The organism is Terriglobia bacterium (assembly GCA_036496425.1).
Classification (GTDB): Bacteria; Acidobacteriota; Terriglobia; order 20CM-2-55-15; family 20CM-2-55-15; genus 20CM-2-55-15.
The window spans coordinates 74971-87501 of sequence record DASXLG010000020.1 but is presented as its reverse complement, the minus strand read 5'-3'; the positions used below and the strand labels follow the sequence as shown (position 1 = coordinate 87501).

The window sequence follows — 12531 nt, the reverse complement described above, 5'->3', positions numbered from 1 at the left end:
CATTCCGTATCAAACATTGTCCCGGATCCGGATGTCGCCAAAGTTCTCGACCCCTTCTATGAAAAAGTGAAGGTCAAGATGGCCGAACTCGTCGGGGAGGCAACGGACGATTTTGTGAAGTCCGAAAAGACAGAGTCGCCCCTCGCCGACATCGTGGCCGACGCTTTCCGGGAGAAAGGAAAAACCCAGGTCGCGATTCAGAATATCGGCGGTATCCGGGCTCCTATATCGAAAGGGAAGATCACCTGGGGAAATGTATTCGAGGTCCTGCCCTTTCAGAACACACTGGTGACGGTGAAATTGACGGGCGCGCAGTTGAAAAAGACTCTGGAGCGGGGACTGGTCCCGACGATTGGAATGGTGTCGATCAGCGGCCTGAGAGTCCAGTTCGATCTCAGCAAGCCCCCAGGAGAGCGTGTTGTGTCGGCAATACTGCTGGACGGTTCCCCGCTGGAAGATGCGAAGCTCTACTCCGTCGCGACCAATGATTTTGTTCTGGTCGGCGGCGACGGCTTTACCGAGTTCGCGAACGGTACCGATATTCTTGATACCGGGCTTTCCCTTCGAGATGCGATGGTGGACTACATCAAGGACAATCCGATCATCACGCCGAAACTCGACGGCCGCATCACGATCAACTGATCACTTCAGCCGCTCGATCTGAGCGCCTACGGACTGCAGCTTCTCCTCTATTTTTTCGTAGCCGCGATCCAGGTGGTAGACGCGATCGATCAGGGTAAATCCATCTGCAACCAGAGCCGCGAGCACAAGCGATGCGCTCGCGCGGAGATCGGATGCGATGACGGTGGCGCCGCTCAGCCGCGTCTTTCCGGTCACGATGGCGCGGGACCCATCGATCCGGATGTTCGCTCCCATGCGCATCAGTTCGCTGGCATGCATAAAACGGTTTTCGAAGATATTCTCGGTGATCATGGAAGTGCCGGCGGCCTGAGTTGCCAGCGCCATGTACTGAGCCTGCATGTCGGTCGCGAATCCCGGATACTCGCTGGTTACCACGTCCGCCGCCTTCAAATCGCTGCATCCGCGCACGCGGATACCTCCCGTTCCCGTTTCAAGAGTGGCGCCGGTTTCCCGAAGTTTTTCAATGATGCCGGTGAGGTGCACCGGGTTTGAGTCAATGATCTCCAGGTCGCCGGCTGTCATTGCGCCGGCGACGAGAAACGTTCCGGCCTCGATGCGATCCGGAATGATCCGGTGGGTGGTGCCTTTCAGTTCCTTGACGCCGTGAATGGTGATCGTCGGCGTGCCTGCTCCTTGAATCTTCGCGCCCATATCTTTGAGCATGTCGGCGATATCGACAATCTCGGGTTCGCACGCCGCGTTCTGTAAAACAGTTGTTCCATCCGCCAGCGCCGCCGCCATCATCAGGTTTTCCGTTCCTGTGACCGTGATTTTATCGAAAACGATGTCCGCGCCTGAGAGGCGCTCTGCGGAGGCCTCGACGTATCCATGCTCGGTGCGGACGGTGGCGCCCATCTGTTCGAAGCCCTTGATGTGCAGGTTGATGGGCCGGGCGCCAATGGCACAGCCGCCCGGCATCGAAACGCGGGCCCGTCCCGTCCGGGCAAGCAGCGGGCCGAGAACGAGAACGGACGCCCGCATCGTTTTCACCAGATCGTAGGGCGCTTCATGCGACAGGATCTTTTGCGCCTGCAACCGGACGCAGTGATCGTCTTCGAATTCCACCGCCGCTCCCAACTCGCGCAAGAGCCGGCGGCTGGTGTAGATGTCGTTAACGAGCGGAATGTTTTGAAGCGTGACCTCACCGGCAGTCAATAGAGCTGCCGCCATTGCCGGCAAAGCGGAATTCTTTGCGCCGCTGATTCTGACGCGGCCTTCGAGGCGGCGTCCACCAGTGATTTTAAGTTTGTCCATAATGGCTAACCGAAAACCTTCTTCCCTCCGACAAATGTCATCACGACACGAAACTCGCGGTCGAGTATCGCAACGTCGGCGTCAGCGCCTGCTTCCAGCGAACCCTTTCCTTCGAGCTGAAGCGCGCGGGCGGGGTTTAACGTCAGCCCAAGAAGCGCGTCCTCGAACGGCCAGCCTGACCACGCAGTGAAGTTCTTGAAAGCGATTTCCTGCGTCAATGTGCTCCCAGCCAACCGGCCCTCGCCGTCGCGGCAAACACCGCCGGCGACATCGACCGTATGCCCGCCCAGCCGATAACTTCCGTCGGGCATGTCCGTGGCGCTGATCGCATCGGTCACGAGCAGGACACGCGTTTTCCCTTTGGCGCGGGCGAAAGTCCGGATCACCGCCGGATCGACGTGAATGCCATCGGAAATGATTTCTGCGAAAATTCGATCGTCTGCGAGGACGGCGCCGGCAATTCCCGGATCCCGGTGGCTGAATCCGCGCATCGCATTGAAAGTGTGGACGGCATAACAGACGCCGCGATCCACGGCGTGTCCCGCCTCCGTATAAGTTGCATTGGAATGGCCCATCGCGATGGTCACACCGAAGTGTTTCGCCATGATGAACACCTTGTCGATGCCTTCCAATTCCGGCGCAACGGTCAAAAGCCGAACAGAACCATTCGAGGCCTGGATCCATTTCTCCAGCAGGCCGGGATCGGGCGGCACAATGTTCGAACTCTTATGAGTGCCGCGTTTCTCGGTGCTGATGAACGGGCCTTCCAGGTGGATTCCCAAAGGCGTCGCGCCGTCAAATGGGCGCGACATTGCGATCCCAAGTTGTTCAACCGCGTTCGTGAGAACTTCCGGGGCGGATGAGACGGTTGTGGGCAAAAAGGCTGTCGTCCCATGCCGCGCAACAATGCGGCTGACCGCATTCAGCGAACTGTGGGAACCGTCCATGACATCGACTCCACCGCAGCCGTGAATATGGGGATCGATGAAACCCGGTGTTGCGACAAGCTTCGAAGCATCGATGCGCTCGGCGGTGCGCGGAATCCGCACGGTTTCCACTTCTCCGATTTCAACAATGGAACGGCCGTCGATGATGAGCCGGCCGGGCGCGAACTTCCGGATCGGAGTGAATACTGCGCCGGCGTCGATTGCGATTGGCTTGGTGTTACTCACGTCCGCTTCCGAGATGGCCAAGGACGGATCGAAGATTGCCGTCCGCTTCTGCGAGCCGCTTTTCGGCTTCTTTGCGATCGCATCCGGTCGCGCCCATGATGACGGCGACCTTCAGATTTGCTCCGGAGGCAGCCACCAGTTTTTCCGCCTCAGCAGGCTTGACGCCGAGGATTTCCTGAAGGATGTGTTGCCCGCGGGTGCGCAGCTTTTGATTCGTCATCCCGACGTTGATCATCCAGTTGCTGTATGTCATGCCCAGCCGGATCATCAATGCCGTGCTGAACATGTTGAGCACGAGTTTCTGGGCGGTTCCCGCTTTCATGCGCGTCGAGCCGGTAATCACTTCCGCTCCCACGGCAGTGCAGACGGTGATCTCGGCAATCTTCGAGATCGGGCTGTTTTCGGCGCAAACAACCGCTGCGGTCCTGGCGCCTTTGCCTTTTGCAACTTCGAGGGCCGCCAGTGTGTAAGGCGTGCTGCCACTGGCTGCGATGCCGATGACCAGGTCGTCCGCGCTCAGTTTTTTTGCTTTGAGATCGGAAGCTGCTTTTTCGACATCGTCTTCCGAACCTTCGATGGCTTGCACGAATGCTTTCGCGCCGCCTGCCATTACCGCCTGAATCCATTCCGGCTCCGTGCCGAAAGTCGGTGGGCATTCGACAGCGTCGATAATTGCGATCCTGCCGCTGGTGCCGGTTCCCACGTAGATGATGTGTCCGCCGGACCGGACACAGTGCACCGCCACGTCGATGACTTTGGCGATCTCGGGTATCGCTGCGGCTACGGCGCCGGCTACGAGCGCGTCCTCCGCATTGATGATTTTCAAGATCCGTTCGGTTGGAAAGAGATCGATATCAACGGAGCGAGGATTGCGGCGTTCTTGTGTCACTCCCTAGTATTTTATGAGCTTTGCACAAAAAGTCGATTCACCATGTCTACTTCCCCAGCACCACGTCCGCCGCATAGTAATCGAGAGTGAGCTTGTAGTCCGACAGGAAGTCGAATCCCACGACGCCGGATACTTCCGTTCCGATCATTTTGGAGATCTGTCTCAGATCGATCGCAACGACCTGCGGAAAAACCTCGGTGTTCTTCTGGGTCTTGAAGGTGACGTTTGGAATCTTCAGCACGGTGCCTTCAAAGCCGCCGACTCCGGCAATTCCCAGATCGACCTTCGCGCCGGGCGTGTTTTCGTTGACTCCCAACTGCGCGGCCATGCTGTGCGAAATGACGGTGGTGACGGCGCCGGTGTCGACGATGAAATTGCCATGTTTGCCGTTCACGTCCATCGGCAACAAAAGAAGATTGCTGAAGAACCAGACCGGAATGGTCTCGCTGCCTGCTGCGGCTGCCGGGCGCTTTCGAGTGAGCTCCAACTGGCCGTTCGGATAATCGACCGTGATGATGAAGTCCGAGAAGATCGAGGTGCCAAGAATGCCGTCGGCGATCTGCGAGATCACCGGGTCGTCGAATGTGCCGACCGGAACATTGTTCACCTTGATGTCGCCCGCCGAGAGTTCCTTCACTTTGTAAATCTTCGTGTCGACTTTTCCGGCGCCGCCGATTCCGAAGACGACGGTCGAGGTGATGGGTTGCAGGCCGATGGAGGTTGCCAGCTTTTCGCTGATCACGGTCTGTGTCGCGCCGGTGTCGATCGCGAAGTTGTACGGGCCTTTGCCGTCGATCATGATTTCCGTGAAAATCAGATTGAGCACTTTGCGGAAGTGGATCGGAGCCGGTTTTTCAGGCGCGTGAACCACGCCGGTATCTTCGCTGCCGAATGCCTTCAGCATTTCCAGCCCCGCCTTGGCTTCGGTCACGTGGTCCTCATCCCTGGGATTCAGCTTCAGGTACTCTTCGAGCTGCCGGCGTTGCTCATCGTTCTTTTTATCCATGCCTGCCGCTTCGCTTGCGTAGAGCCTGTAGATGGGCTCCTTGGGATCCAGCGCGATGGCCTGGTTGATCTCCTGGAGGGCCGCTTTGGGCTTGACTTTCGTCATGTCCAGCTTGCCGAGGCCAAAGTGAGACCTGGCGTTCCTGGAATCCATTTTCAGGGCGTCCCGGTAGGCCTTTTCGGCCTCGGCGAAATTACCCTTCCGAAATTCAATTTCTCCGTGCAAAGCAATGGTTTCAGCGGTTTTGGGTTGCCGGGCGAGCAGGGCCTCGGCTTGCTGTATGTCATCTTTTAGAAGGAGATCCGTGACAGAGCCCGCCTGGAGCGTCGCGGAGCGTGCCGGAAAGGCCCCGGGAACCACCAGAAGCGACGTTAACGCCATGAGAACAACCACTGGTTTGCTTGACATGATGTAAGGGGCTCCTATACTATCAAACTTTTGTATATCGGCTGATATGAGGGACTGTGCATGTCTACGCGATTTCCGACGGCAGGCGAATTAGCCGCCATGGACAAATGGTACGTGATCGACGCGACGGATCAAGTACTTGGACGAGTCGCAACGAAAGCGGCAACTATTTTATCGGGGAAACATAGACCGCACTATGTCCCTTTCCTGGTGAGTGGCGACCATGTCATCATTGTTAATGCAGACAAGATAAAACTCACCGGCGAAAAACTCGATAAAAAGGTGTATCGGTGGCACACTTTATATCCCGGCGGATTGCGGGAGGTTGCCGCCCGTAAGGTATTTGAGACGAAGCCGGAACGGCTTATTCGGGAAGCGGTTTTGGGGATGCTGCCCAAAAACAAGCTTCGGAAGCGCATGGTGAAGCGCTTGAAGATTTATCACGCGGATCAGCACCCGCATGCGGCGCAGACGCCGGAACGTTTGGAGGCTATTTGAGTTCAGTTCAGCACTTGGGCACGGGCCGTCGAAAGACATCGACGGCCCGTGTGATTCTTCGACCGGGCAACGGAAGCTTCACAGTCAACGATCGAAAACTCGAACAATACTTTTTCGATGAAACCCACCGGATGCTCGTGAAGCGGCCGCTGGAAGCTTCAGATACCCTGAACAAATTTGACGTCCATGTGCGCGTTGCCGGCGGCGGTCCTCACGGCCAGGCCGGCGCAGTGCAGCACGGCATCGCTCGCGCGCTTTGCGAATTCAGCGCGGAGCTGCGGGGCGTCCTTAAAAAAGAAGGTTTCCTGACGCGCGATCCGCGCATGAAGGAACGCAAGAAATACGGACAGCCGGGCGCGCGAAAACGCTTCCAGTTCTCCAAACGGTAAGTTGGTTGTCGCCAGGGGGGATCGCCTCCCCGCTGGCGACTTTTTCTATAAGCGATAGCGTGTTCACAAATTCGAAACGGAGGTTTATTTGGCGTCTATTACAATGAAGGAACTTTTGGAGGCTGGCGTCCACTTTGGACATCAGACGAAGCGCTGGAATCCGAAAATGAAGCAGTACATTTTCGGCGAACGGAACGGTATCTACATCATCGATCTCCAGAAGACACTCCGCCTCTTCAAGGAAGCAACCCAATTCGTGACCGAACTGACGGCCCAGGGAAAAACAATCCTGTTCGTCGGCACCAAACGTCAGGCTCAAGACGCAATCGCCGAAGAGGCGCTGCGCTGCAACATGTTTTTTGTCAACCAGCGGTGGCTGGGTGGATTGCTTACGAATTTCTCGACAATCCAGAAGTCCATCAAAAGATTAAAAGAGCTCGATGGCATGGCAACCGATGGCCGGTACGAGCTGCTTCCGAAGAAGGAAGTCACCCGCCTGGAGCGGGAACGAAAAGGTCTTGAAAAGAACCTGTCCGGCATCAAGAACATGCCCGGACTGCCCGATGCCATCTTCATCATCGATTCGAAGAACGAAGAAATCGCAGTCGCCGAAGCGCGGCGTCTCGGAATTCCGGTGGTCGCCATCGTCGATACGAATTGCGATCCCGATGTCATCGACTATGTCATTCCCGGTAATGACGACGCCCTCCGCGCGATCCGCCTCTTCGCATCGAAGATTTCGGAATCCGTCATTGAGGGGCAGGCGGTAAATAAAGAAGGCGGTACCATCCCGCGGCCTCCGGTCGACGAATCTGAAGAAGGCGTCGTGATGCCATTTGATCGTGGTGGTCCGAAGCCGGAACGAACGCACGTGGCGAGCGACGAACAGCCGGTAGAGACGCCGAACGAAGCCGCGATAATGTAAAAAAGAATTAGCCACAAGAGGCACGAAATCAATGTGCCTTTTGTGGCTATTTTTCTGTTTAAAGGAAGAGCAATGGAAATTAAAGCAACCACCGTCAAAGACCTCCGCGAGAAGACCGGAGCCGGAATGATGGACTGTAAGAACGCCCTGGTCGAAGCCAAGGGCGATATGGAAGAAGCAGTCACGATCCTCCGGAAGAAAGGCCTTGCTTCGGCCCAGAAGAAAGCCACGCGCATCGCCGCCGAAGGAATGATCGGACATTACATCCACGCCGGCGGCAAACTCGGCGTTCTCGTCGAAGTGAATTGCGAAACCGATTTCGCCGCGCGCAACGAGGATTTTCTGGCGCTGGTCAAAGATATCGCCATGCATATCGCCGCCGTGAATCCGTTGTACGTGAAGCGCGAAGACGTGCCCGGCGAGGTTCTCGAAAAAGAGAAAGAGATCTATAAGGATCAGGCCCGCGCCTCTGGAAAGCCTGAGAAGATCATCGATAAAATCGCAGAAGGCAAACTCGAGTCTTATTACGAGATGGCCTGTCTGTACGATCAGAAGTTCGTAAAAGACCCGAATATCACGGTCAAGGATCTGATCCACAATCTGGTCGGGAAGATCGGCGAGAATATCCAGGTCCGCCGGTTTGCGCGCTTCAAAACCGGCGAAGGGCTCGAAAAGCGTTCCACCGATCTGGCCGGCGACGTCGCGGCGGCCTTGGGGCAATAGTCACCATCCATGACGACGAAATACAACCGCGTCCTGCTGAAGCTCAGCGGCGAAGCCCTGATGGGAGATCAGGGCTTCGGCATCGATCCTCACGTCGTGTCCCGTATTGCGTCGGAGATCAAAGACGTCCATGACCTCGGTGTCGAGGTTGCGGTGGTTATCGGAGGCGGCAACATCTTCCGCGGTATCAAAGCCAGCGCGGAAGGATTCGATCGCGTCACCGCGGATCACATGGGAATGCTGGCCACGGTGATCAATGCACTCGCGATTCAGGACGCCTTGGAAAAGATGGACGTCTATACCCGCGTCCAGTCCGCAATCGAGATGCGTCAGGTCGCCGAAATGTACATCCGGCGGCGCGCCATCCGCCATCTGGAGAAACGCCGTCTCGTCATATTCGCCGCGGGGACCGGCAACCCCTATTTTTCAACAGATACCACGGCGGCGCTTCGCGCCATGGAAATCAAAGCCGACGTGATTCTCAAGGCAACCAAAGTGGACGGCATCTATAATGCCGATCCCGTCAAAGTACCCAATGCGACGAAGTACGCGGAAATCACCTATATGGATGTTCTGACTCAGAGTCTTGGTGTGATGGACACGACAGCGATTTCGCTCTGCATGGATAATAAAGTTCCGATTATCGTGTTTAATATCAGGACGAAGGGCAACATTCGAAGAGTTATCGAAGGAGAAAAAATCGGTTCGTTGGTGTATTAGCCGGCCGAAGGAGGTCTCTCATGGCGATGAAAGACGAAATTGCGCAGATTCGCAAACGAATGGACAAAGCCATCGACGATATTCGTAAAGAACTTTCAAGTATCCGCACCGGCCGTGCATCGATCTCGATTCTCGATAACATCCAGGTCGACTATTACGGCGTTCCCACTCCAATCAATCAAGTGGCGCAGCTCGGAACGCCCGAACCGACGCTGATCACCGTCCAGCCCTACGACGTCTCCCTGGTCGGGCCCGTCGATAAAGCCATCCGCGCATCGGATCTTGGTTTGAATCCCTCGAACGACGGCCGCCTGATTCGCGTCCCGATTCCGCCTCTCACCGAAGAACGCCGCAAACAGTTCGCCAAGCATGTGCACAGCGTGCTAGAAGATCACCGGACCGCTGTCCGCAATATCCGCCGGGATGGAAATGAAAAGCTGAAAAAGATGCTCAAAGACAAGACCATCTCCGAAGACGACGAGAAGAACGGTCTCGCCGAAATCCAGAAGCTCACCGATGAATACATCCATAAGCTGGAAGACGCGGCCAAAAAGAAGGAACAGGAGATTTTGACGGTTTAGATCTATTGCATCATTCGAAGTTTTTGCAGTTCTAAATTTGAAATGCAGAAACCTTGAATGGCGCAATGGTGCTAACGCCGAAACGGGTCACCCTTGCGTGAGAGTCTTTCTTCGAGCCTTGCCGTGCAGTCGCAGTCGTCGCAGGCCCAGTGTTGCGTACCGTTAAGGTCACGGCAACGGCTTCGCGTATGAGCATTCTGGACTTTTAAAAGCTCGAAGTATTTTTCCCAGTACGGCCGTTCTTCCGCCAGCGGCGTCGCGCAGTAACACACTTCAACCCACTGTACGGTTCCGCTATCGAGCTGCCGCGCTTCCTGCATGTTCCGAGAGTATTCATCGCCGGCAACCGAGCCACGCCCGAGCGTACCGTCGTCGATCGCTCGATCGAGAGCCTCTTCCCTGCCGGGCTTTACTTTTGCGGTCACGAGGTAGCGCATAGAGAAATTGTACTATTTCGGGAAAAAGGCGGAATATGAACCGATGTTTGAACGATTTACCGAACGCGCGAGACGCGTTATTTTCTATTCCCGGTATGAGGCAAGCCAATTCGGCAGCACGTCTATCGAGACGGAGCACTTTCTACTTGGACTCTTGCGCGAAGATGCCAGTCTGGCCGCCCGATTCACTGGAAATCCATCGGCAAATAAGGAGATTCATGACGATATCGTCGCTCAGTTGACGGTCCGCGAAAAGGTATCCACATCAATGGATCTTCCGCTATCCACGGAATGCCGAGGTATCCTTCGTCATTCTATTGAAGAAGCGGAGTGGTTGAATCACACCTATATCGGAATCGAGCATTTATTTCTCGGCGTATTGCGCGTAGAACAATCCCTGGCGGCCAGGGTGCTCGGTCAGCATGGATTCGAATTGAATGCAGCCCGCGCCGAATTGGCCACGCATCCCGTTTCCGCCGAGCAGCCGGTATCTCATTTTCCCCAGTCTTCGATTGGTGGGAAGGTTCTTTCCCTGAACGATGCGGCCGCGACAATCCCGACGCCGGACGGAAAGCGGTTTACGGAACTGTTCAAGCATGGAAGCCTATCCGTCGAAATCTATGCGCCAAAAGAAATCGATCCCCAGACACTCCATTCCCGGGACGAGGCCTATATCGTGGCCAGCGGAAGCGGGGAGTTTGTGTTCGCACATAAGCGCGTGCGTTTTTCGACGGGCGATTTTCTGTTCGCTCCTGCACGTGTTCCACATCGCTTCGAGAATTTTACGGATGACCTGGTTGTGTGGGTGATCTTCTATGGACCGGAGGGTGGAGAATGGGCGTAGGCCCTCTACGCCAGCCTCATGTTCGGATCCGCATTCGCGTCGATGCCTGCGGTTTCACCACGCATTAATTTAGCGGTTCCGGCCGCGGCAATCATCGCAGCGTTATCGGTCGTGAGGATCGGTCGGGGATAGTGGAAATGCAGGCCCGCCTCCGCGCAGCGTTCGGTGAAGGCTTCCCGGAGCCGGCTGTTGGCGGCGACGCCGCCGGATAACATGATGGCGCGCGGATGCAGGGTATTGGCGGCTTTCCGGGTTGTCGACCAAAGCATGTTCACGACGGACTCCTGAAAGCTGGCACAGAGATCAAGCCGCAGAGGATCTTCCTTCAGACCCTCGTTTTTCTTCACCATCTGCAACACTGCGGTCTTGATTCCGCTGAAACTGAAATCGAGTGACTGATCCGAGATCTTCGGAATGGAAAACTTGAATGCGCTTCGGTTTCCGGTCTTTGCCAGCCTGTCGATAATGGGCCCGCCCGGATAGCCGAGACCAAGAAGCTTGGCGACCTTGTCGTAAGCCTCGCCGGCGGCGTCATCACGCGTCCTTCCGACGAGCTTGTATTTCAGATTTCGGAAGTCTCCCGATTCGGATTCCACCCAGAACAGATTCGTATGCCCGCCCGACACAACCAGCGCCAACGCCGGAAATTCGACGTTCGGATGTTCGAACGACACCGAGTAGATATGACCTTCAATATGATTTACCGCGGCCAGAGGCTTGTGTGTGGAAAATGACAGGGCCTTCGCGTAAGTCAGGCCGACGAGCAGCGAGCCGATCAGTCCTGGCCCCGAAGTTGCCGCAATGCCGTCGATTTCGCCGAGCGTCAGATGTGCGTCGCTGAGCGCCTGATCGACAATCGGCCGGATCTTCAGGAGATGCTCCCGCGAGGCCAGTTCCGGCACGACACCGCCATAGGGCGTGTGCGTTTTCACCTGAGAATAAATCACATTGGAGAGGATCTCTTTGCCATCCCGAACGATCGCCGCGGCGGTCTCATCGCAGGAGGTTTCGATTCCGAGAACCAGCATCAGAGTTCTTTCAATCCGGCGAGACTCTCGCTGTATGGAGGCACGGCCACGCCGCGATCGGTAATAATGGCGGTCACGAACTGGTACGGTGTCACGTCGAACGCCGGATTGAAAACGGATACGCCGTCCGGAACCATGCGTACTCCACCGATGTGCGTCACCTCTGTGGGATCGCGTTGTTCGATCGGGATGTGCGAGCCGTCGGGAATATTCAGGTCAAGCGTTGAGAACGGCGCGGCGACGTAGAACGGAATTTCGTGTTGTTTTGCGAGCACCGCGACTGAATACGTCCCGATCTTGTTTGCCACATCGCCGTTTGCGGCAATCCGATCCGCGCCCACGATGACAGCGTCGATCAGACCCTGCCGCATGAAGGAGCCGGCCATGTTGTCGGAAATGACGCGGACATCGATATCGTCCTTCCAGAGTTCCCAGGCTGTCAGGCGCGCGCCCTGAAGGAACGGCCGGGTTTCATCGGCAAGCACCCGCAGGTTCTTGCCATTCTCGACAGCCGCGCGAATCACACCCAGGGCCGTGCCGTATCCGGCAGTGGCAAGTGCTCCGGCATTACAGTGCGTCAGAACCGTGCCGGAGTCCGGCAGGAGTTCCTGACCGAACTGTCCCATTCTTTTGTTGCTCTCGATGTCTTCGGCCTGAATGGCCAGAGCCTCCCGGATCAGCCGATCGGCGATCGCGTGCTCCGTGGCGCCATCGATCGCCACTTCCTGGAAACAGCGCCGCATCCGCTCGATCGCCCAGAACAGATTGACGGCGGTCGGCCGGGTTCCGGCCAGCGTTCCGGTAATCCGCCTGAAGTCCTCCCGCAGTTCGGGGATCGTTTTCGCTTTTGAATCCCGAACACCCAGAGCGATGCCCATCGCTGCCGCAACGCCGATTGCCGGGGCGCCGCGCACGACCATAACCCGGATCGCTTCGGCCACTTCTTCGTAGGTTTTGAAAACGGGATACTCTTCGACGGTCGGCAGCTTGCGCTGGTCGATCATCACGACGCCGT

Annotated in this window: 15 protein-coding genes; 8 read left to right on the top strand and 7 right to left on the bottom strand. The window is 56.5% G+C overall.

Features of this window, described 5'->3' with window-relative positions; translation table 11 throughout:
* The coding region (locus VGK48_01510) for a 5'-nucleotidase C-terminal domain-containing protein (protein ID HEY2379834.1) at window positions 1–642 on the top strand (642 nt) is incomplete at its 5' end.
* Here VGK48_01510 and murA read toward each other — a convergent pair.
* The 4 genes from murA to VGK48_01490 are packed head-to-tail and all read right to left on the bottom strand — an operon-like array spanning window position 643 to window position 5371.
* Window positions 643–1896 (bottom strand): UDP-N-acetylglucosamine 1-carboxyvinyltransferase, encoded by a 1254-nt coding sequence (murA, locus tag VGK48_01505; GenBank protein ID HEY2379833.1) that lies wholly within the window; start codon window positions 1894–1896, stop codon window positions 643–645.
* Between the two features lie 5 nt (window positions 1897–1901).
* On the bottom strand, window positions 1902–3068 hold the full coding sequence (gene nagA / locus VGK48_01500) for an N-acetylglucosamine-6-phosphate deacetylase (protein HEY2379832.1): 1167 nt from the start codon (window positions 3066–3068) through the stop codon (window positions 1902–1904).
* Window positions 3061–3957 carry an N-acetylmuramic acid 6-phosphate etherase gene (gene murQ, locus VGK48_01495; GenBank protein HEY2379831.1) on the bottom strand — a complete coding sequence of 299 codons (897 nt, stop codon included), beginning with the start codon at window positions 3955–3957 and terminating at the stop codon, window positions 3061–3063. Before murQ ends, nagA begins: the two co-directional genes overlap by 8 nt.
* A 46-nt stretch (window positions 3958–4003) precedes the next feature.
* Window positions 4004–5371, bottom strand: a complete 1368-nt coding sequence (locus tag VGK48_01490; protein ID HEY2379830.1) for an aspartyl protease family protein — start codon at window positions 5369–5371, stop codon at window positions 4004–4006.
* Window positions 5372–5431: 60 nt separating this feature from the next.
* Here VGK48_01490 and rplM point away from each other — a divergent pair, with 60 nt between their 5' ends.
* The 6 genes from rplM to frr all read left to right on the top strand — a co-directional run bounded on the left by rplM (window position 5432) and on the right by frr (window position 9207).
* Window positions 5432–5869, top strand: coding sequence for a 50S ribosomal protein L13 (rplM, locus tag VGK48_01485; GenBank protein ID HEY2379829.1), 438 nt, complete (start codon window positions 5432–5434; stop codon window positions 5867–5869).
* Window positions 5866–6258, top strand: a complete 393-nt coding sequence (gene rpsI, locus VGK48_01480) for a 30S ribosomal protein S9 (protein HEY2379828.1) — start codon at window positions 5866–5868, stop codon at window positions 6256–6258. Before rplM ends, rpsI begins: the two co-directional genes overlap by 4 nt.
* 88 nt (window positions 6259–6346) lie before the next feature.
* Entirely contained in the window at window positions 6347–7183 is an 837-nt protein-coding gene (rpsB, locus tag VGK48_01475; protein HEY2379827.1) for a 30S ribosomal protein S2, read from the top strand.
* 72 nt (window positions 7184–7255) lie between these two features.
* Window positions 7256–7906 (top strand): translation elongation factor Ts, encoded by a 651-nt coding sequence (gene tsf, locus VGK48_01470; protein ID HEY2379826.1) that lies wholly within the window; start codon window positions 7256–7258, stop codon window positions 7904–7906.
* 9 nt (window positions 7907–7915) lie between these two features.
* Window positions 7916–8626, top strand: a complete 711-nt coding sequence (gene pyrH / locus VGK48_01465; GenBank protein HEY2379825.1) for a UMP kinase — start codon at window positions 7916–7918, stop codon at window positions 8624–8626.
* Between the two features lie 20 nt (window positions 8627–8646).
* Window positions 8647–9207 (top strand): ribosome recycling factor, encoded by a 561-nt coding sequence (gene frr, locus VGK48_01460; protein ID HEY2379824.1) that lies wholly within the window; start codon window positions 8647–8649, stop codon window positions 9205–9207.
* 71 nt (window positions 9208–9278) lie between these two features.
* Here frr and VGK48_01455 read toward each other — a convergent pair whose 3' ends face one another.
* A complete protein-coding gene (locus tag VGK48_01455) occupies window positions 9279–9644 on the bottom strand; it encodes a hypothetical protein (GenBank protein HEY2379823.1) in 366 nt (121 codons plus the stop codon).
* A gap of 43 nt (window positions 9645–9687) precedes the next feature.
* On the opposite strand from VGK48_01455, the gene VGK48_01450 reads away from it, so the two are divergent.
* Window positions 9688–10488 (top strand): Clp protease N-terminal domain-containing protein, encoded by an 801-nt coding sequence (locus VGK48_01450; GenBank protein HEY2379822.1) that lies wholly within the window; start codon window positions 9688–9690, stop codon window positions 10486–10488.
* Window positions 10489–10493: 5 nt separating this feature from the next.
* Here VGK48_01450 and tsaD read toward each other — a convergent pair whose 3' ends face one another.
* The gene (gene tsaD, locus VGK48_01445; protein ID HEY2379821.1) at window positions 10494–11516 is read right to left on the bottom strand and encodes a tRNA (adenosine(37)-N6)-threonylcarbamoyltransferase complex transferase subunit TsaD; all 1023 of its coding nucleotides are present in this window, start codon (window positions 11514–11516) and stop codon (window positions 10494–10496) included.
* Window positions 11516–12520 carry an S-methyl-5-thioribose-1-phosphate isomerase gene (gene mtnA / locus VGK48_01440; protein HEY2379820.1) on the bottom strand — a complete coding sequence of 335 codons (1005 nt, stop codon included), beginning with the start codon at window positions 12518–12520 and terminating at the stop codon, window positions 11516–11518. Before mtnA ends, tsaD begins: the two co-directional genes overlap by 1 nt.
* Window positions 12521–12531: the final 11 nt, after the last annotated feature.